At 67.8% G+C, this 20,791-nt stretch carries 13 protein-coding genes and 1 tRNA gene; 6 read left to right on the top strand and 8 right to left on the bottom strand.

The genetic code is table 11. The annotated features are described in order from the left end of the window. Positions 1–251: 251 nt before the first annotated feature. The gene (locus Q9Q40_13095; GenBank protein ID MDQ7008157.1) at positions 252–818 is read left to right on the top strand and encodes a hypothetical protein; all 567 of its coding nucleotides are present in this window, start codon (positions 252–254) and stop codon (positions 816–818) included. Between the two features lie 20 nt (positions 819–838). Here the strand turns inward: Q9Q40_13095 and Q9Q40_13090 are convergent, their stop codons facing one another. The 3 genes from Q9Q40_13090 to fbaA form a co-directional block, all read right to left on the bottom strand. Then, entirely contained in the window at positions 839–1,705 is an 867-nt protein-coding gene (locus Q9Q40_13090) for a class I SAM-dependent methyltransferase (protein MDQ7008156.1), read from the bottom strand. A gap of 144 nt (positions 1,706–1,849) precedes the next feature. Further along, complete coding sequence (locus tag Q9Q40_13085) at positions 1,850–3,877, bottom strand: response regulator (GenBank protein ID MDQ7008155.1); 2,028 nt, start codon at positions 3,875–3,877, stop codon at positions 1,850–1,852. A 179-nt stretch (positions 3,878–4,056) separates the two neighbouring features. Further along, positions 4,057–5,088: a class II fructose-bisphosphate aldolase gene (gene fbaA / locus Q9Q40_13080; protein ID MDQ7008154.1), complete on the bottom strand. Its 1,032-nt coding sequence runs from the start codon at positions 5,086–5,088 to the stop codon at positions 4,057–4,059. Between the two features lie 128 nt (positions 5,089–5,216). On the opposite strand from fbaA, the gene Q9Q40_13075 reads away from it, so the two are divergent. Then, entirely contained in the window at positions 5,217–7,013 is a 1,797-nt protein-coding gene (locus Q9Q40_13075; GenBank protein MDQ7008153.1) for a M2 family metallopeptidase, read from the top strand. 85 nt (positions 7,014–7,098) lie between these two features. On the opposite strand, the gene Q9Q40_13070 is transcribed toward Q9Q40_13075, so the two are convergent. From Q9Q40_13070 to Q9Q40_13050, 5 genes are all read right to left on the bottom strand, one after another. Further along, on the bottom strand, positions 7,099–9,852 hold the full coding sequence (locus Q9Q40_13070; protein ID MDQ7008152.1) for a trypsin-like peptidase domain-containing protein: 2,754 nt from the start codon (positions 9,850–9,852) through the stop codon (positions 7,099–7,101). Next, the gene (locus tag Q9Q40_13065) at positions 9,849–12,584 is read right to left on the bottom strand and encodes a trypsin-like peptidase domain-containing protein (GenBank protein MDQ7008151.1); all 2,736 of its coding nucleotides are present in this window, start codon (positions 12,582–12,584) and stop codon (positions 9,849–9,851) included. Before Q9Q40_13065 ends, Q9Q40_13070 begins: the two co-directional genes overlap by 4 nt. Before the next feature lie 143 nt (positions 12,585–12,727). After that, positions 12,728–12,819: transfer RNA gene (locus tag Q9Q40_13060), tRNA-Ser, on the bottom strand. Between the two features lie 130 nt (positions 12,820–12,949). Next, positions 12,950–14,278 (bottom strand): ATP-dependent 6-phosphofructokinase, encoded by a 1,329-nt coding sequence (locus tag Q9Q40_13055; protein MDQ7008150.1) that lies wholly within the window; start codon positions 14,276–14,278, stop codon positions 12,950–12,952. A gap of 201 nt (positions 14,279–14,479) precedes the next feature. Then, on the bottom strand, positions 14,480–15,118 hold the full coding sequence (locus Q9Q40_13050) for a polyphenol oxidase family protein (protein MDQ7008149.1): 639 nt from the start codon (positions 15,116–15,118) through the stop codon (positions 14,480–14,482). 178 nt (positions 15,119–15,296) lie between these two features. Between Q9Q40_13050 and yajC the strand changes: the two genes are divergently transcribed. The 4 genes from yajC to Q9Q40_13030 all read left to right on the top strand — a co-directional run bounded on the left by yajC (position 15,297) and on the right by Q9Q40_13030 (position 20,786). Then, a complete protein-coding gene (gene yajC / locus Q9Q40_13045; protein ID MDQ7008148.1) occupies positions 15,297–15,608 on the top strand; it encodes a preprotein translocase subunit YajC in 312 nt (103 codons plus the stop codon). Further along, positions 15,605–17,212, top strand: a complete 1,608-nt coding sequence (secD, locus tag Q9Q40_13040; protein ID MDQ7008147.1) for a protein translocase subunit SecD — start codon at positions 15,605–15,607, stop codon at positions 17,210–17,212. The genes yajC and secD overlap by 4 nt, the downstream gene beginning before the upstream one ends. 15 nt (positions 17,213–17,227) lie before the next feature. Then, entirely contained in the window at positions 17,228–18,433 is a 1,206-nt protein-coding gene (gene secF, locus Q9Q40_13035) for a protein translocase subunit SecF (GenBank protein ID MDQ7008146.1), read from the top strand. Between the two features lie 184 nt (positions 18,434–18,617). Beyond that, a complete protein-coding gene (locus Q9Q40_13030) occupies positions 18,618–20,786 on the top strand; it encodes a bifunctional (p)ppGpp synthetase/guanosine-3',5'-bis(diphosphate) 3'-pyrophosphohydrolase (protein MDQ7008145.1) in 2,169 nt (722 codons plus the stop codon). Positions 20,787–20,791: the final 5 nt, after the last annotated feature.

Raw genomic sequence — 20,791 nt, 5'->3', positions numbered from 1 at the left:
GGTCCTCCACGGCAGGAGCGGCGTGGCATCCACCCCTCTACCCTCTACACTGGTGCCGAGCCCAGGCCGACCGGTCCGAAGGGGGCTCTCCCTGGTGATTCCGCCCCTGACCTGCCGGGTCGGACGACCCACAGGCCGCGGATCCGTCCCACGGCCGCCTGGCGACCTATAGACTCTACGCCGAATCACGGTCGGGAGGGGAAGTGTTTCTTGGGGCGGGCGGTCTCCGCCGCCCGGCGGAGGACCCAACGATGGACGGCGGCAAGCAGGAGGGCCTCGAGCGGTCCGGGGCGAGGCTCGATGCGGAGAGGATCTTCAGGTCTTCCGGGTGGGACCGGCTCTTCGTCGGGGCCGGCTGGCTGCTTGTGCTCCTGTTCGGTCTGTTCGTCTTGCGCGGCTGGTTGCCCGGGAGGGCCGAGGCTCTCTCACCGGTCGGTCCGGATTCTGTACTGCTGATGGAACCGCTGGCCCTGGGCGAGACGGCCGCCGAGCGAGAGTGGGCCTCCACATTGGCTGCGGCCCTGGCCACGCACCTCGAGGGGCGTACTCGCGTGATACGGGCCGGGACCTCCTCCAGCGGGCCCACGACCTATATCCCCCACCTGGCGCGCCAGGCTGGGGCTCGAGCCGCGCTGCGCGCCACGGTTTTCCAGGTGGAGGGAGGCATGCGGATCCAGGTCCGCCTGATTCCGGCGGACTCCACCACCCGTCGCTGGCGTCGGCGTTACGAGTTGGCGTGGCCCGGCGGGGTCAGCGAACAGGCTGACACCGTGGCCCGCGAAGTCGTCCTGGCGCTCTACGGCTCCGACCCGGAGTGACCGGGGGCGGCGACCTGGGATCAGCCCGCCTTGGTGGCCACCACGTAGGCGATCCATGCCGGGTCGGCGGGGGCGTGACGGCGGGGACGATAGCGCCCGTCGCCCTCGCCGGTCTCCGGATCGGTGCCCTCCCAGTAGACCTGCACCTCGTCGAAACCCGCCTCGATGAGCAACTCCTGGACTTCGGGCAGGGTCCACAGGCGCCAGTCGTAGCTGAAGGCCCGCCGGATGCGACTTCCATCGCGGAAGCGGAAGTGGATGAAGTTCTTCGCGTGGTGGGTGATCGGGTCGAAGCGCCGCTGCTCCCAGACGTACTGGAAGGCAGGATGGGCAAGGCCCGCCACCTCTCCCTTGCCGACCTTGCGCTTTTCCCGGTGATCTTCCAGGTAGGACTCGGAGCCCCCCATCATGTCCAGGACGAATAGCCCCTCGTCGGCCAGGTGGCGGCGTGCGGCTTCGAAATAGGTGCGCAGTTCTTCCCGTGTCTTGAAGACGAAGAACGAAAAGTTCTGGGCCGCGACCACGTCCGCCGGCGGGCCGCCCACCTCACGCACGTCGCCCTGGATCAACTGCACCCTCTCTCGCGCCCTGGGGGGCAGGGCGGCGAGATTGTTTTCGCGCGCCCAGGCCAGGGGTACCGGGTCCAGGTCGATGCCGAAGGCGAGTCGGTCCCGCTTCGAGCGCACCCACTGGCAGCAGACGGCGGCGGTGCCGCAGAAATCCTCGCGCAGGATGCGGGGGTCTTTCGAGAAGCGCTTGCGGAAGACCTTGCGGAAAAAAGGAGCCTCCACGTCGGGAGACTGCACCGCGGCTTCGTAGAGGACGTACTTGTCGGCCTGTTCGGCGAGGGTCTTCTTGCGGTTCTTTTTCTTCTTCTCGGCGCCCATGGGTTCTCCGTGACGATCGCGCTTCCCGGTGTTTCCGGGCCGGCGGAGAATCTACCACGCCGGAGACCGGCGGCCGAGAGGAGACGGGCTCGTCGCCGCCGGCGGCAGCTCGCTGCCAGCTGCGGAAGACGCTGTCTCGACGGGCTAGGAGTCGAGCACCTGTTCGAGCTTGCGCAGCAGGTCCGTGTCGGAGTAGGGCTTTTGCAGGAAGCCCGCTGCCGACGAGCCTTCGACCTTCGCTGCAATATTGTCGGCGGTGTAACCGCTCGAAAGCAGGACCCGGACGTCGGGGTCGATCCGGCGCAGTTCCTCGAAGACGCGGCCGCCGCTCATGTCGGGCATGGTCATGTCGAGCAGCACCGCATCGAAGCCGGCGGGGGCCTTGCTGAAGGCGGCCAGGGCGGCTCGTCCGCCGTCGACGACCTCGACACTGTAGCCGGCCTGCCGCAGGACCTCGCTGACGAAGTCCCGTACCAGTTCCTCGTCGTCCGCCACGAGGATCCTGCGCCTGGATTGTCCGGCCCCGGGTGGGGGAGAGGGCGGGGCCGTGGTCCTGGGCCGGATCTCGACGGGCAGGTAGACGCCCACCGTGGTCCCCTCTCCCGGGGTGGAATCGACGGTCAGGTAGCCACGGTGGCCGAGCACCGATCCCGCCACGGCCGCCAGGCCCAGGCCGCGGCCACCGGGCTTGGTGCTGTAGAAGGGATCGAAGATCCGGGGCAGGGCTGCGGGGGCGATGCCACAGCCGTCGTCACGGACCTCCAGCAGCACGTACTCTCCCGGCTCCGGGGACTCTCCGCCAAAAGCACCCGCCAGGGGCTTGTCGCCGAGCGCGACCCGGCTGGCCCGGAGGTGGATCGTACCGCCGTCCCGGGGGAGGGCTTCGGCGGCGTTGGTCACCAGGTTCATCAGGACCTGGCGGAGCTGCGAGGGGTCGCCCTCGATCGGGGGAAGGGGGGGGGAGGACTCGATCGTCAGGGCCGCATTCCCGGGGACGCAGACGGCCAGCAGTTCCCGCATGCCCTCGAGTAGCTCGCGGGGATCGCAGAGCCGCAGTTCGAGCTGGCCCCGGCCCGCGTAGGCCAGAAGCTGCCGGGTGAGGGAGGCCGCCCGGCGGGCCGCCTGCTCGATGCGTCGGGCGTGGGTGCCGGCCGGGTGTTCCGGGGGGATCTCGGAGCGAATCATGGCTGCGTAGCCCAGGACGCCCATCAACAGGTTGTTGAAATCGTGGGCCATGCCACCGGCCAGGCGGCCCAGGCTCTCGAGCCGGCGGGAATCCTGCCTTCGGACATCGGCCCGGCGCTGGCGCAGGGAGGCGAGAAGGCGCGCGAGAGGATCGGCGGCATGGGCGGCGATGGACTCGATGGCCCGGCGGCCGGGGGCGCCGAAGGCCGGTCCCAGGGTCGTGCCCACCACGAGGACGGCGATCGTCTCGCCCCCTGAGCGCAGGGCGATGCCGGAAAGCCCCTCGAAGGGAGGGCGGCCGCCGCGGTTCCCACGCGCGAGCAAGGTTTCCACGGCGTGGAAGACCAGGCTCTCGGAGGCCAGGACCTCCACGAGCGGGCCGCCTTCGACGCCGTTTTCCAGGGCTTGCAGCAGCTCCGGCGGAAAACCGCGGTGGGCCGCGAGCCCCGCCGGGGCCGCCGGCGTCGCGGGCAGGTGGATGCCCGCGGCCTCCACTCCTTCCTGGGCCAGGGTGGTGGCGAGGATCGCTTCCAGGGCCGGGTCGAGCCGCGTCGCCGAGCCCAGGGTGGTGACCAGGGAAAGAAGCTCCTCGTTGAGTTTCTCGACGCGGATCCGCGGGGTGATGTCATGGAGAATCACGTGCAGCAGCCGCCGACCCCGGACCGACACCGGCCCCATGTGGCTCTCCATGTCCCGAACTTCGCCCGAGGCCAGGCGGTGGTGCAGGACAAGGGGGGGCTTTCGTGCGTCCTGTGCCTGTTGCACCCAGTGCGGGGTTTCTCCCGCGGGGGCGATGTCCAGGTCCGTGACCGAGAGGGACAGAAGCTGCTGGCGATCCCAGCCGTAGAATGCGCAGGCCGCGGCATTGGCGTCGACGATGCGACCGTCGAGAGGATCGATCAGCAACTGGACCGCCGGGTTCTTTTCGAACATCGCCCGGTAAAGGTCGGCTTCCTGTCTGCTGATCGGGTCCTTGGAGTCCGCCATGGTACCTTTCGGGAACGCCCCCCGGCCCTGGAGAGTCTACAACCCCGGTCGGCCGGTTGGCACAACCCGGCCCGCCGGGCGAGTCAGCCGCCGGGTCGCCCCGGGGCCGCTTTCGGAGGCCGGGCGCGAAGACCGCGGAGAGATCCCGGGGACGGCGCTGCCCGGCGAGACGGCGCGGATCAGCGGTAGAGCGTCGTGCCCGCTCCCTTGAGGTCGTCGACGGCCTGCTTGACGCGCTCACACATGCCCGCCTCGGCCTTCTTCAGGTAGGAGCGGGGATCGTAGACCTTCTTCAGGCCCACCTCACCGTCCACTTTCAGTACGCCATCGTAATTCTTCAGCATATGGTCGATGATGGGGCGGGTGAAGGCGTACTGGGTGTCCGTGTCCACGTTCATCTTCACCACGCCGTAGTCGATGGTTTCGTGGATCTCCTCGCGGGTCGATCCCGACCCGCCGTGAAAGACCAGCCACAGCCTGGCCTGTTCACCGTAGGCTTCCTTGAGGGCTTGCTGTCCTTCGGCCAGGATCTTCGGCCGCAGTTTCACGTTGCCCGGCTTGTAGACTCCATGGACGTTGCCGAACGTGGCGGCGAGCATGTAGCGGGCCCCCTCGACGGTGCCCAGCCGGCGGTAGACTTCCACCATGTCTTCGGGCGTCGTGTAGAGTTTTTCCGGCGGCGCGTCTTCGTTGCTCACGCCGTCTTCCTCGCCCCCGACGACACCCGTTTCCACTTCGAGGATGATCTCGCTCTTCGAGCAGCGCTCGAGCAAGCCCACGGCGATCTCCATGTTCCGGTCGAGGGGCAGGGCCGAGCCATCGAACATGTGGGATTGGAAAAGGTTGGGCAGGCCGCGGGCACGGCGTTTTTCCGTCTCTTCGATCAGGGGGATGAGAAAACTGTCGACCTTCTCCGCCTGGCAATGGTCGGTGTGCAAGGCCACGTAGATGTCGTAATGGGCTGCGGCCCGATGGACGTATTCGGCCAGGGCGATGGCCCCGGCGGCCTCGCTGCCGACTCCCAGGCCCGAGGCGAATTTTCCGCCGCCGGTGGAGACCTGGATGATCCCGTCACTGCGCTTTTCGGCAAAGGCCTTGAGCACCGCGTTGGCCGTGATCATCGAGGAAATGTTGATCGCGGGGTAGGCGAAGCCTTTCTTCTGAGCGTTGTCCAGCATCTGGCAATAAGTGGCGAAATCGGCAACCGGCATGATCGAACTCCCTGGGCTCATGACCCGGCGGGTTGGAACTGGGGTGGTCGCCGCGCAGCTTACCACCGGGCCGCGACCTTGTCCCGGGGCTGCTAGAATCCCCCGATCCCGCAACCGAGGAGAGAGCCATGAGTCGTATCCACGCCCTGTTCGCCGCGGCCGGCCTGCTGCTGGCGGCTGCCTGCAACGGCGGCTCCGCTGTCGAGAATGATCCTGAGGCCTTCATCCACGCCGCGGAAAGCGAACTGCTCGAGCTGATGACCGATGCCGAACGCGCCGGCTGGGTCCAGGCGAACTTCATCACCGACGATACGGAGATCATCTCGGCCCAGGCCTCCCGGCGCCTGGTGGCCCGAACCGGGGCTTTGGCCCGCCAGGCCGCCCGGTTCGCCGGTCGCGAAATGAGTGCGGATGCCCGGCGGAAGATCGCCCTGTTGCGCACCTCGCTGCCGCTGGCGGCTCCCGAGCGTCCCGAGGAGCAGGTTGAACTTTCCCGCCTGAGTTCGAGCCTGGAGAGCATGTATGGCCGAGGCCAGTACTGCCCGGACGGGGAGGCGGGAAGTTGCCGGGACCTCGGTGAGCTGTCGAAGGTGCTGGCGACCAGCCGGGATGCGCGAGCGCTGCTCGATGCCTGGCGGGGCTGGCGCACGGTCTCGCCGCCGATGCGCGAGAAGTATCGGCGTTTCGTCGAACTGGCCAACGCCGGAGCCCGCGGGCTGGGCTTCGCCGATACGGGGGCCATGTGGCGCTCGGGCTATGACATGGATCCCGACGCCTTCGCCCTTGAAGTGGAAAGGCTCTGGGAGCAGGTGCGTCCGCTCTACGAGCAGCTCCATTGCTATGTCCGGGCCCGTCTGCGGCAACACTATGGTTCGGCGCTGGTTCCGGAAGACGGGCCGATTCCGGCGCACTTGCTGGGCAACATGTGGGGCCAGAGCTGGGGCCATATCTACGACCTGGTGGCCCCTTCCGGACAGGCCGGGCTGGACGTCGGAGCGTTGCTCGAGGCGCGGGAGGTCGATGCGGAAGGGATGGTGCGTTACGGGGAAGGCTTTTTCACCTCGCTCGGCTTCGCTCCCTTGCCCGGGACTTTCTGGGAGCGCTCCCTGCTGCGCAAGCCCCGGGACCGGGATGTCGTCTGCCACGCCAGTGCCTGGGATATCGACTTTTCCGGCGATCTGCGGATCAAGATGTGCATCGAGATCAACGAGGAAGACTTCGTCACGATTCATCACGAACTGGGTCACATCTTCTACTACCAGTCCTACGATCACCTTTCCCCGCTCTACCGGCAGGGTGCCAACGATGGCTTTCACGAGGCCGTGGGAGATACCATCGCCCTGTCCATCACGCCGGCCTATCTCGAGCAGGTCGGTCTTCTGCGGCCCGGGACGGCGGCTGACGACGATACGGCCTGGCTGCTGAAGACGGCCCTCGAGAAGGTGGCCTTCCTGCCCTTTGGGCTGCTGGTCGACCAGTGGCGATGGAAGGTGTTCTCGGGTGAGATCCCGGCGGATGCCTACAACGCGGGGTGGTGGGAGTTGCGGGAAAAACTCCAGGGTATCGCGCCGCCCGTTCCCCGCAGCGAAGACGACTTCGATCCGGGTGCCAAGTATCACGTGCCGGCCAATACGCCCTACATGCGCTACTTCCTGGCTCACATCCTCCAGTTCCAGTTTCACAAGGCTTTGTGCGAGGCCGCCGGCTACCGGGGGCCGCTCCACCGTTGCTCGATCTACGGCAACGAAGAGGCCGGCCGGCGCCTGAGGGAGATGCTGGCGCTGGGCCGCTCCCGCCCCTGGCCCGATGCTCTCGAAGCCCTGACCGGCAGCCGCGAGATGGATGCCTCGGCGGTGAAGGACTATTTCCAGCCTCTGATGGAGTGGCTCGAGGAGCAGAACGCGGGGCGGACCTGCGGCTGGTAGAGACGCGGCACGGACTTCGAGCGCCTCTCGCCGCCCTCGGTGCCGGCCGTGGCGGCGGAGCCGGAGGTGCTCCGAGGGCGGTGGATTACGGGCAGGTACCCGACGCGTCGTGGTCGAGGACACCGCAGAGCCCGACGCCCGTGGCGGGGCGGATCGAGCCCTCGGAGCGGAAACCGTGGTGGCCCTCGGTCGTGCCCTCCGTGCCGGCCAGCAGCCACCAGGTGAAGGAGCCGGCTGCGGGAGGCGGGATCGGCACGGTGTCGTCGCCGCTGGTATTCAAGCCGCAGACCCCGCCCGAATAGCCATAGACCGGCAGGTCCGCGGCCTTGCCGTGGAAAAGGTGATACGTCTGGCTGGGGCAGGTGCCGACATCCCAGCTCAGATGGACGTCTTCCCCCGCGCCGGCCTTGGCCGCCGTCATCGCGGCGCCGGGTGCGAGGTGGCCGTCGGGGACCGGTGAGACGCCCGGCAGGCCATCGGTGCAGCTGCCGGGTGAATAGAGTTCCAACTCGTCGATGTTCCAGCCGCTGTAGATCACCGAGCCGTCGCTGGCGATGCCGAAACGGACGCGGGCGTTGGGCTTGCCTGCCGCCGGTCCCGTGATGTCGAGATCCTGGGGGGTCCAGTCGTTGTCGGAGAAGCTGGTGTCGTCGTTGCTCCAGACCTCGACCCAATTGTTGGCGTCGAAGACCTCCACGGTGGCCTGGTCGTAACGACTGCGTTCGACGCCCAGCCAGCGTCGGTAGCGCAGGAAGACCTGGCTGCGACCGGTGGTGTCGAAGGCGGGGCTCGTGGCGTACTCCGCCGGCGCGATGGAGTTCTCGTAGTTGCCGGGTTGGCTGCCCAGGCCGTCGAGATCGCTGCCCAGCACCCCCGTCCCGGCAAAGGCCGTGGCCGGATCGGCGTTCCCGCTGCCGCCGTCGGCCGAACCTCCCCGGGCGGAGGGGGCGCCGATCTGCCATTCTCCCTCCAGGGTCCATCCGCCGTTTTGCTCGAAGCCGGTGGCATAGAAGACCTCGTCGGGTCCTGTGGGCATCGCCGTCCGTTCGGTGGTGTTGCCCTCCTCGTTACCCGCACCGCAAGGCCCCGCTCCGTCGCCGGAGTCATCTTCGGCCCGCACGATGTAGTGGTAATCGGTGCCGTTTGAAAGCCCCGTGTCGCGGTAGGTGGTGCCTTCCACGCAGGTCGCGATACGGTTGGCGGCATCCGGAGCGAAGCCCGGGAGCAGCGAGCGGTAGATGTTGTAGCGCACGGCGCTGCCGCAACGGGCGCTGCCGGGGGTCCACTCGAGGACGATCGCGCAGTGGGAGGCTTTCTCGTTGGTTGCCGAGGCCAGGCCGTCGAAAAGCGGCGGGTCGATACAGCCGCCGGTGGTCGAAGCGCTCGCGCAGTTGGAATCCGCCGCCTCCGCATCGCAGCCGTTGACCGCCCGCACCACGTACGAGTAGGTCACGCCGCCGGAGACGGTGTCGTCCAGGTAGTCGGTCGCCGAGGTACTGCCGATCAGCGTCATCGTGCCCGAGCAACCCTCGGTCGAGCGGTAGATGTTGTAGGACACCGCGTCTGCCGCGCCGCTCCAGGCGAGGGCGATGCGATTGTCGCCATCGGGTGTGGCGCTCAGTGCCGTGGCCGGGGCTCCGGGATCGCAGGTCGAGCAAGGCGGCAGGGGATGGGCCGAATTCTGGATGTCGTTGTAGACGTCGCGGATCGGCACGCCGCGGTTGGGGCAGCTCGCACAGTGGTGGAGAGCGATGACCCGGTGCGAGACCGCGGAGAGGACCGGGGATCCCGACGAGCCGCCTTCGGTGTCGCAGTAATAACCCACGTCGTCCACCGGGCCGCCGGTGCAGGCGGGTTCGGTGGTGGAGAAGACCTCGCAGCGGCCGGAGGGGTCGTGGCTGTCGGTGCTTTCGATGGACAGCCGCTTGGGATCGCCGGAGGGGTGGTGGGCGATGTACATCACCTCGCCGATGTCGGGCAGGCGGTTGTCGATCTGAAGAAAGCCGTAGGTGGCCTGGGGATCCTGGCCCGCCAGGTCGGGCAGGATCAGGGCATAGTCCAGTCCCGCCTGCACTTCGAGCAGGGTGCCGCCCTGGAGCTGTAGCTCCGCGCTCGCCGTACCCGAGCCGCAGGCCGGGCGCTTGTATTCGAACTGGAACTCGATCTGGTCCAGCTCGGCCTGGGATCCGACGCAGTGCTCGTTGGTGATGATGTGGTTCTCGCAGGAAGCCAGCCAGCCGGTGCAGTGGGCCGAGCCGTTCTTCAGCAGGCGCACCACGGCCCGGGCCTTCTGATACTCCTCCGGGTAGGTGTCCTTGTAGCACTCCATGTCCCTGAAATCTTCGGCGCCGCAGAGGGCGTCGGGTTCCGGCGGGCCCTGCCCCTCGGGGAAGCCGTGGACCCAACGGTCGATCTCGAGTCCCCAGGCACCGGGGGTGGCCTGGCGGGAGACGAGAGTCAGCTCCATGGTCTCGCCGAAGATCGACAGGCCCCAGAAATGGCCCCCGCGGCCGGCGAGTCCCCGTTCGCGGTAGACGTGGTGCTGGCGGCCGGAGGGGTCGGAAAGCACCAGCGTGTCGCCGGGAGCCAGCTCGAAACGATCGAAATGCACGGCGATGTAGCTCGCTCCCGGATGGGAGAGGGTGTAGCGCCAGACCACTTCTCCCTGCTCCGAGCCCGCCGGGTAGGGGTGGGGCGTGGTGATGGTCTGTTCCACCTCCTCTCCCACCTGGACGACTTGCGCCGTCGCGAGGCCGGCCGCGACGACCAGGATCGAGAGCAGGAACAAGGTTTGCAGGCTGCGCCGGTGCCGGACGTGGAGGATGGAACTCGAATTCATGGGCAGCTTCCGGAGTTGGACTGGTCGAGGATGCCGCACAGGCCTTCGCCCCGGGCCGGGCGGATGCCGCCGGCGGAGTTGTAGCCGTGGATACCTTCGGTGTCGCCGTCGGCGCTGACGATCACCCACCAGAGGAAGTGGCCGGCGGCCGGATCCGGCAGGGGCACGGTGGCCCGGCCGCTCGTGTCGAGTTGGCACACGCCGTCACTGTAACCGTAGGTGGGCAGGTTGTCGCTGTCGCCGTGAAAGAGGTGATAGGCCGGCCCGGGGCAGGTATGCACGTCCCACTGCACGTCGACCCGGCTGCCGTCGGCGACGAATTTCTCGGCGGTCATGGCGCTGCCCGCATGTTTGCCGTCGGGCACCGCGGGTAGATTCGGCGTGCTGCTCGTGCAGGAGGTGGGCTGATAGAGTTCCACCCGGTCCACGTTCCAGCCCGCGGCCACGCCGGAAGAGTCGCTGGACTGGGCGAAGCGGATTCTCGCTCCCGCCGCACCGGCCAGGCCGGCGGTGGCGTCGATGTCGACCAGCGTCCACGCGTCGTCGTAGAGAGGGGCGTCGGGGCTGCTCCACAGCGGAGTCCACGAGTTGCCGTCGAAGCCTTCCACCACCGCCGGGTCGGCGGGAGACGCCACGTTGAGCCAGCGGTGGAAGCGCAACCGGACCTCGTCACGGCCGGTGGTGTCGATGGCGGGGGAGATCGCGTTCTCGGGTGAACCCAACCCGTTTTCGTAGTTGCCCGGGAAAGCACCGCTGCCGCTGATATCGTGGCCCAGCACGTAGGCCCCCGAGAGGGCCTGGGTGGGGTCCGGCCGGCCGGAGCCTCCGCCATCGGTCCCGCCCTTGCCCTGCGGAACGCCGATCTGCCATTCCCCTTCGAGGACCCAGCCGCTGCCTCCCGTTTCGAAATCGTCGCTGTAGAAGATGTCTTCCGGTCCCGTGGCCGCCGCCGCGAGGGTCACCGGGTTGGAGTCTTCGTTGCCCGCGTTGCAGGGTCCCCGGCCGAAGCCGGAGTCATCCTCGGCGCGGACCGTGTAGTAGTAGGTGACCCGGGAGAGCACGTCCGTGTCGCGATAGGTCGTGCCGGCCACGCAACTCGCGACCAGGTTGCCGGAGGCAGGCTCGAAATCGGGGAACAGGGAGCGGTAGACGTTGTACGTCACCGTGCCGCAGCGGGCCGTCGCGGCCTCCCAGCCCAGGTCGATGCCGCAGGCACCCTCCCGCGCGCTGTCGGCGGATCCGATGCCGGCAAAACGGGGGGGCTCGCTGCACACACCGGTGGGGGTCACGGTGGCGCAGTTGGAAAAGTCCGACTCCGCATCGCAGTCGCTGGCGGCGGTGACCTTGTAGTTGTACGTGACGTGGCCCGCCACGTTCTCGTCGAGGAAGCTGGGTGTCGTGCTCGTGCCCACTTCGGTCATCGGATCGGCGCAGGTCGTGTCGTTGCGGTAGACGTGGTAGAGCGCCGCGTCGGCCACCGTCGACCAGTCGAGGAGCACCTGGTTGTCCGCCGGTGTCGAGGCCACCAGGTCCTGGGGCACCCCCGCCGGTTGACATGTCACGCAGGTCGGCAGGGGATGGGCCGAGGCCTGGATGTCGTTGTAGACATCGACGATCGGCACGCCGCGGTTGGGGCAGTTGGCGCAGTGGTGCAGGGCGATGACCGCGTGGGAGACGGCGGAGACCACGGCCGACCCCGACGAACCGCCCTCGGTGTCGCAGTAGTAGCCTACGTCGTCCACCGGGCCACCGGTGCAGGCGGGCTCGGTGGTGGAGAAGACCTCGCAGCGTCCCGACTCGTCGTGGGCATCACTGCTCTCCACCGACAGGCGTTTGGGATCCCCCGAGGGATGGCCGGGGATGTATATCAACTCGTCGATGTCCGGCAGCCTCACGTCCCACTGCATGAAGCCGTAAGTCGCCTGGGGGTCGTTGCCCGCCAGGTCGGGCAGGATCAGGGCGTAGTCCAGTCCGGCGTCGACTTCGAGCAGGGTGCCGCCCTGGAGCTGGAGGTCGACGGTCGGGCTGCCGGAACCGCAGGCCGGACGCTTGTATTCGAACTGGAACTCGATCTGGTCCAGTTCCGCCTGGGAGCCGACGCAGTGTTCGTTGGTGATGATGTGGTTCTCGCAGGAGGCGATCCAGCCGGTGCAGTGGGCGGAGCCGTTCTTGATCAGGCGCACGGTCCGGCGGGCCACGTCGTACTCGGTGGGATAGCTGTCCTTGTAGCACTCCACGTCGCGGAAATCCTCGGTGCCGCACAGGGCGTCGGGCTCCCCTCCGCCCCCGTCGAGGGGAAAGCCGTGGGCCCAGCGGTCGATGACCAGGCCGAAGGCCTGCCGGTCGGGGTTGTAGGAGATCAGGCGGATTTCCATCGTCTCGCCGAGGATCGACAGGCCCCAGAACCCGCCGCCCCGTTCGCCGGGACCCCGCCCCGTGTAGCGGTGCCGGCTGCGTCCCGTGGGGTCGGAGAGGATCAGCTCGTCGCCCTCGGCCAGCTCGAAGCGTTCGAAATGCACGGCGATGTAGGAGGCTTCGGGCCAGCTCAGGGTGGTCGACCAGACCACCCGCCCCTCGGGGAGTCCCGCGGGATAGGGGTGGGGACTTTCGATCACCTGGTGCTCCTCGTCGGCGATGCGCGTCACCTGGCCGAAGGTTTGCGGGCCGGCGAGCAGCAGCACAAGGGGCAGAAAGGGAACGAGGCGGAACGAAAGGAGGGGGGGCAGGCGCACGACGATCTCCCAATAGGGTATGGCGGTGCCCTAAGTTATGCCGCGAAGTCCCTCGTCGCGGAAGCGCTTTTTTGTGGAAGCTCACCTGCGCGAAACGCGCCCGCCCGGGACGGGAACGCCCTGCGGAAAGCAGGGGGGAAGGATGGCGGAGAGGGTGGGATTCGAACCCACGGTAGAGTTTAACCCCTACAACGGTTTAGCAAACCGTCCTCTTAAGCCACTCGAGCACCTCTCCGCGATGCGCCGCCGCCCCCGACACCCCGCCGCCGCCCGCTGTCGGGGGAGCCGGCGGGGGTGGGCCGCACGAGTGGCGCACATTATCGGGACGATTCTCCGTGGCGGCAACCCGTCCCGCGTGTTTCGGGTCAGGGATTGGTCATTTGCAGGGGCTGACCGGTGCCCTGGAGAACGGCGCGCCAGAGCGGATGCTCGGGGTGGAGCCGCTTGCGGCCCCGGGTCACCTCCCGTACGGGCACGTGAACCTGCTCGCCATGAATCCGACCCACCATCATCCCGGTACGGCCCGCCATCGCGGCATGGACCGCGTTCTGGCCCAGGCGCTGGCAGTACGTGGCGTCCGAGGCGTTGGCCGGGGCCGAGCGGATCACGTATCCGGGGTCGATGTATTTGACCGTCACGGGTAGATCCCGCTCGCGGAAATAGCTCTCGATGCGGCCGCGGAGGTAGCGGCCGATGTCGCCCAGGCGCTGATTGCCCGAGGCGTCCTGTCCCCGTTTCTCGGCCTCCGCGGCCAGGTAGTGCTGGCCGGCGCCCTCCGCGACCACCACCAGGGCATGGCGGCGGGCCAGCAGGCGACGGTGCAGGACGGCGAGAAAGCCTTCGGGGCCGTCGAGATCGAAGGGAACCTCGGGGATCAGTACGAAGTTGGCCTCTCCCGACGCGAGGGCCGCCTGGGCGGCGATGAAGCCCGAGTCCCGGCCCATCAGTCGCACGAGACCGACACCGTTGTAGGCCCCCTGGGCCTCGGCGTGGGCGGCGTGGATCGCTTCCCGGGCCCGGGAGACAGCCGTGCTGAAGCCGAAGGTCTGGTCCACGTACAGGATATCGTTGTCGATGGTCTTCGGGATGCCGATCACGGCCGTCTTGAGCCCTGCCTCCAGGACGCCCCGGGTGATCGCCGCCACGGCTTTCTGTGTCCCGTCGCCGCCGATCATGAACAGCAGTTGGATCGCCTGGCGGTCGAGAAAACGGACGATCTCCTCTACCGGCGGGGTTCCCCGGGAGGAGGCGAGGAAGGAGCCGCCCTGGAGGTGGACGTACTTGACTTCCTCCGGGGTCAGGCGGATCGGTGTCTCCACCTTGTCTACGAAACCCCGCAGGCCATAGCGGATGCCCAGGATTTCCCGGGCCCCGTAGTGATGGACGAGGGTCAGCACGATCGAGCGGACCACGTCGTTGATGCCGGGACACAAGCCCCCCGAAGTGACCACCGCGGCGCGGACCTCGGGCCCGTGGAAGTAGACATGGTGCCGGGGCCCGGCCCGCTCGAGGGAAGGGGGCTCGCCGAGACCGAGGTCCTCGGCCAGGCGGGCGGTATCCAGGTGGAAGAGCACCCGGCTCTCCTCGTGGACGAAATCCGCCCCTCCCTCCCCGGGAGTCTCTCCCAGGGGCATGGGGGAGACAAAGCGAGGCTCACCAAGGGTCTGGATCGAGAAATCATGGATGGAGGGCATCAGGGTGTTCTCCTCATGCTGCCTGAAGGCGGATTATGCATCAGCGCCTCGTTCCCGGCGCTCCGCCCCGGCCGGGATCCCGTGGCGAAAGCCCCCGGGGAGCTCCGGCGGCCGGTGCCGTCGACTTCCTCGAAGCCGCCGCCCTGGTTCCTCCTGGCGGCACCGATGAATATGGGCGTCGGCGGGCGGAAGAAAAAGGTCTCAGCCCGGGGCGGGAGCGATCCAGGCCAGCGCCCGGCCCGCGGCGGGCCCCTGGCGCCGCCAGGATGGCCAGCCCGCCGAGCAGATCGTGCAGGGGCCCACCACATCCACCCGGAGGGGGTCGACTCCCAGGGCCACCAGCCGGTCCCTGACCACCCCCCGCAGGTCGAGCCGGAACCGGTCGGCGCCGTCGAGCCGGGCCCTGCCAGGGCTGGAGAGCGCCTCGACGACCTCGGTCCCCACCTGGTAGCAGCAGCCCCCCGCGGCCGGCCCCAGGGCGGCGACCAGGGACGGGGCGGGGGAGCCCAGGGCCTCCATGGCGGCCACCGCGCCCTCGACGATGCCCGCGGCCACCGGGCGCCAGCCGGCGTGGACCGCGGCGGCGGCGCCCGTCGGGCCGGCGAGCAGGAGGGGCACGCAGTCGGCGGTGATCACGCCCACGGCGGGCCCCCCGGCCGGAACCACGGCGGCATCCGCCTCCCGCGGCTCCTCGGCCCCGGTGGCAGGGCGGGCGATCCGGCTCCCGTGAACCTGGATCGGCCGCCATGGGGCCGGGCGGGGGCCCGATGCCAGGTTCGGGACAAAGCCGTGGGCCAATCCGGCCCACTCCGCAAGGCGTCGGGAGGTCAGGGTATTCACCGGCGCTCCCCCGGTCCGCGAGTCCTGCGGGGGGGAGCTTGCCAGCGGCGCGGGAACCGTCCATCATGTGCCGCTTGTGGTCCCCCGGGTCGACAGTGTCCCGGGCACGGGCTCCGCGTGGCCTCGTGCCGGTGCGGGCGCTGTGGCAAAGCCCACAACAAGAAGAGGAAATCCGCAGATGGTCGCGATCCTGTTCGCCCAGTCACCTGGAGCCCCCTCCGGCGCCTTCTTCTCCCAGCTCGTCATGCTGGGGATCATCGCCGTGATCTTCTACGTGCTCCTGATCATGCCGGCCCGCCGCCGGCAAAAACAGCACCAGGCGATGATCGACGCCCTCCAGGCCGGCGACAAGGTGGTCACCAACGGCGGCCTGCTGGGAACCGTGGTCGGCGTCGATGAGGGGACGGTGCGGCTCAAACTGGGGACGGGGGTGGAGGTCACCGTTCTGCGGAGCCATATCGCCGGCAAGCAAGGGGAGGAGTCCTCGTGAAGGCAACGACCTGGAGATTGATCGTCATCGCCGCCGTGCTGGTCTGGGCGGCGTGGAACGCCTGGCCCCGTCCGGAGGAAGGCCGTCCGTTCCTCAACATGTACCTCGGCCTCGACCTCAAGGGTGGATCCCACCTGGTGATGCAGGTCGTCACCAATGACGCGATCAAGGCCCAGTGCGACCTGGTCGCCACCCAGATCGGCGAGAAGCTGCGCGCGGAGGGCTATCCCCAGGCACGGGCCATCCTGGGCGAGGAGCTGGGCCAGGTGGTGGTCAACGGCATCCCCGGCGATCGGTTGAGCACGGCCCAGTCGATCATCGACGAGGAGTTCGAGAGTTGGAGTGTGGCCGTCGACGGCGACCGCATCGTCATGTCCATGTCCGAGCGCGAGAAAACCGGGTTGCGGGACCAGGCTGTCAAGCAGGCCCTGACCACCGTGCGCAACCGGATCGACGAGTTCGGCGTGGCGGAGCCCAACATCCAGCGCATCGGAACCGGAGAAGCCGATCGCATTCTCGTCGAGTTGCCCGGCGTGGAAGATCCATCGCGGGTCAAGCGGATCATTCAGGCCCAGGCCAAGCTGGAGTTGCGGCTGGCCTACTACGCGCCCGATGGCAGCGGTCCGTTCCGCGGCAGCAGCGAAGAAGATGTCATCCGGCAGCTTGGCGGCAGCCTGCCCCCGGGGGTGGAAGTGCTGCCCCTCGAACGCAAGAATCCCGAGACCGGAGAGAAACAAATCGCCGAGTTCTGGGCCGTGGAGAAGACGGCCGCCGTGACGGGCGCCGATCTGCAGAACGCCCAGGCCCGCAAGGACCAGCAGTGGGGTCGCTGGGAGGTGGACTTCCAGCTGAGGGTCAGGGCTGCGGATCGGTTCGCGAAATTCACGCGGGCCAATATCCAGCGCTACATGCCCGTGATTCTCGATCGCAAGATCGCCACCGCCCCCGTGATCGAGTCTGAAATCGGCAGCAGCGGTCGGATCACGGGGGATTACACCTTCGAAGAGGCCGAGGACCTGGCTCTGGTCCTGCGGGCCGGAGCCCTGCCCGCTCGCATGATCACCATCGAGGAACGGACGGTGGGACCCTCGCTGGGCTGGGATTCGATCCAGGCCGGCATTCGGGCCGCGGGCATCGGCTTTGTCCTGGTGATGCTGTTCATGCTGCTCTACTACAAGCTCTCCGGCCTCAACGCCGTCATCGCTCTGCTGCTCAATCTTCTGCTGGTGGCGGCGGCGATGGCCTCGGTGGGGGCGGCCCTGACCTTGCCGGGAATCGCAGGCTTCATCCTCACCGTCGGCATGGCCGTGGACGCCAACGTGCTGATCTTCGAGCGCGTGCGAGAGGAACTCCGTTCCGGCAAGACTGTCAAGGGCGCCCTGGACGCCGGTTTTTCCAAGGCCCTGTCCGCTATTTTCGATGCCAATATCACCACGCTGATCGCCGCTCTGTTCCTCTTCCAGTATGGAACGGGACCGGTGCGGGGATTCGCCGTGACCCTCAGTGTGGGCATCGTCGCGTCGCTTTTCACGGCGATTTTCGTCAGCCGAACCTTGTTCATGCTGGTGATCGGTGATCGTCCCGTGCAGCGGCTGTCGATCTGAGGGGAGGAGCAGGCGATGCGAATCGTAGGTGAAACGCGTTTCGACTTCATGGGGGGGCGCTGGATCTCGCTGGGGATCTCCCTCCTGCTGATGGTGGCTTCCATCGGCATCCTCGTCACTCGCGGCATCGAAAAGGGTGTCGAGTTCGCCGGTGGTGCCGATGTGATCCTGAAGTTCGTCGAGGCGCCGGCCCTCGAGGATGTGCGTGCGGCGCTGCTCGAAAACGACCTCTCCGGAGGTTCGGTCACCGCCTTCGGCGATACGGGCGGCGCCGAGATCGTCATTCGTGTGCCCCTGCCCAAGGAGGAGGAGGGCGCCGAGGCGAAGGACCACACGGACCTGGCGGCCAAGATCGTCGAGGCCCTGCGTCCGCAGGAGGTCGCCGCCAAACTGGCCGCGGGTCTGATCGACCTGAACCTGGTGGACGAGGTGACCCTGGCCGACCGCCTCGCCGCCGACGCGGGCCTCGACGAACCGGCGGCGATGGCGGCGGCCTCGGCGATCACCAAGGTGCGCCGTGAGGGCGGCGGCCTGTTCCGCAGCATGGAGGAGGTCGAGGCCATCGAGGGCGTCGACGAGACGATCCATGGCTTCCTGCGGGAAAAGACCTTTCTCGGGCCTTTTGCCCTGCGTGGTCAGGAGTTCATCGAAGCTTCCGTGTCGAGCGAGATGCGCGACAAGGCCGTGGGAGCGATCTTCGGCGCTCTCGGAGGCATGCTGATCTACATCTGGATCCGCTTCCAGTTCCAGTGGGGCCTGGCGGCGATCCTCGCCCTGGTGCACGACACGATCCTGACCCTCGGGGCCTTTTCCCTGGCCGGCATGGAGGCCAACCTGCCCGTTGTGGCGGCCTTCCTGACGCTGGTCGGCTACTCGGTCAACGACACCATCGTGGTTTTCGACCGGATCCGCGAGAACCTCAAGGCTCGAGGTTCGGGAGCGCTGCTGGAAGTGATCAATCTCTCGATCAACCAGAACCTCTCGAGAACCCTGATCACTTCGTTGACGACCCTCCTGGCGGTGTTCGCGCTCTATGCCTGGGGTGGGCCGGTGATCCATCCCTTCGCCTTTGTCCTGCTCATCGGCGTCGTGGTCGGGACCTACTCGTCGATCTACATCGCCAGCCCGGTACTGCTGATCTGGCGCAAGCTCTTCCCGGGCAAGACCCTCTCCCGTACCCGGTCGGGGATCCCCCGCGGGGCCAGGAAGGTCAATAGCTGACCGGCGGCTCCCGCCGGTGCGCAGTCGCGGGGCGGCCGGGGCCGCCCCGTGGTGTTTCCGGCCCATGCCCGGTTCCGCCATCCCCATCCACCCTTCGGTCCACGCGGCGCCCGGACTCGAAGGCCGATGAACGATGCGGGCTATAATTCACCATGATCCAGCGTGGTCGGTGCCGAGCCCTGACGTGATTCGATTCGAAGACATCCAGGAGAGGATGGAGCAGTATCGCCCGGCGGCGGACACCGAGCTGTTGCGCCGGGCCTACATCTTCTCCGCGATGGTCCACCGGGGGCAGAGTCGCTACTCCGGCGAGCCCTACCTGATCCACCCGCTGGCCGTGGCCTACATCCTGGCCGACCTCGAACTGGACGAAGCTACCGTGGCCACGGGCCTGCTTCACGACACCATCGAGGACGCGGCCGATCCCCGGGCCACCGCCGAAGAACTTCAGCAGCGTTTCGGCGAGGGGATCTACCAGCTGGTCGATGGTGTGACCAAGCTGAAGAAGCTGGAGTTCGCCACCGATGCCGATCGGCAGGCCGCCAACCTGCGGAAGATGATCCTGGCGATGGTGGACGACGTGCGGGTGGTGCTGGTCAAGCTGGCCGACCGCCTGCACAACATGCGGACCCTGGGCCACCTGCCCCCGCACAAGCAGCAGCGCATCGCGGGCGAGACCCTGCAGATCTACGTCCCCCTGGCCAATCGGCTCGGGCTCGGACAGATCAAGTCGGAACTCGAGGATCTGTCCCTGCGTTTCGGGGAGCCCGAGATCTACCAGGATCTTCACGCCCACCTCGCCGCTCGCAGGGATCTGATCGACACGCTGATCCGCGACGTCGGCCGGGTGCTGGAAGAGAAAATGCGGGAGAGCGGGATCGAGGCCGAAATCAGCGGCCGGATCAAGAGCGTCTTCTCGATCCACAAGAAGATGCAGGACCAGGGCATCGACGTGGACGAGGTCTATGATGTCCTGGCTTTTCGCCTGATCACCAGGTCGGTCAAGGACTGCTACGGTGCGTTGGGGATCATCCATTCCATCTGGCCCCCCGTGCCGGGCCGGATCAAGGACTACATCGCCGTTCCCAAACCCAACCTCTACCAGTCCCTGCACACCTCCGTCATGTCCGAAAAGGGGCTGCCCTTCGAAGTCCAGATCCGTACCCGGGAGATGCACGAGCTGGCCGAGCACGGCATCGCGGCCCACTGGAAATACAAGGAGCGCGGCCAGCTGACCGAGAAAGAGACCGCCGGGGCCGAGTGGCTTCGCGCGGTCAAGGATTGGCAGGGTGACGTCAGCGAACCGCGGGAGTTCAGTCGCAACCTGATGCGCGACCTGTTCCAGGACGACGTCCACGTCTTCACGCCCCGGGGCAAGGTCATCGACCTCCCCGCCGGCGCCACGCCGATCGATTTCGCCTACGCGATTCACACGGAGGTGGGGCACCGCTGCATGGGGGCCAAGGTCAACGGGCGCCTGGTGCCGCTGAAGACGCCGCTGGCCAACGGAGACATCGTCGAGGTCCTGACCCAGGCCGATGGGAAGCCCAGCCGGGATTGGCTGACGGTGGTTCGTACGGGGCGCGCTCGGGCCAAGATCCGCGCCTATCTCAGGCGGGTCGAGCGGGAGCGATCGATCGAGCTGGGGCGCTCGATGCTGGAAAAGGAGCTGCGCAAACTGGGCTTGCGCCCCAAGGCCCTACCCGAGGAGGGGCGCGACCAGGCCCTGCGGACCTTGAAGCTGGCGAGCATGGATGACCTGCTCGCCGCCCTGGGCACGGGAAAGATCACCCCGGCCCACTTCGTCTCCCTGGCGGTGCCCACCGGGGCCCGGGAGTCGGCCGGTTCATCCCTTTTCCGCCGGGTGGGCCGGGTGCTGGGCCGTAACCGGGACAAGGTCCTGGTTCACGGCCTGGGCGATACCATGGTCAACCTGGCACGCTGCTGCAACCCGATTCCGGGGGATGCGATCGTGGGCTATGTCACCCGGGGGCGGGGGGTTTCGGTGCATACCGAAGAATGCCCCAACCTGGAAGCCTTGCTGGTCGATGAGGACCGGCGGATCGAGGTGGCGTGGGCCTCGGGCAGCGAGACCGACCGCTTCGAGGTCGGCATCCGGGTGGAAACCGCCAATCGCCCGGGGCGCCTGGCCCGGGTCGCCGATCTGCTCGAGCAGGAGAAGATCAACATCCGGCATGCCGACGCGGGGGTGAGCGACGACGGTCAGGGGACCATTACGATCATTGCCGAGGTGGAGAACCGGCGGCAGGTCGAGCGCCTGATCGAGCGGATCCGCCGCATCGAGGGTGTGCGCCGGGTGACCCGCATCTCTCCGCGCCAGGCCCGCTCCTGAGGGCG

Source organism: Acidobacteriota bacterium (assembly GCA_030949985.1).
Lineage (GTDB): Bacteria > Acidobacteriota > Polarisedimenticolia > J045 > J045 > JALTMS01.
This window is presented reverse-complemented; position numbering and strand designations above follow the sequence as displayed.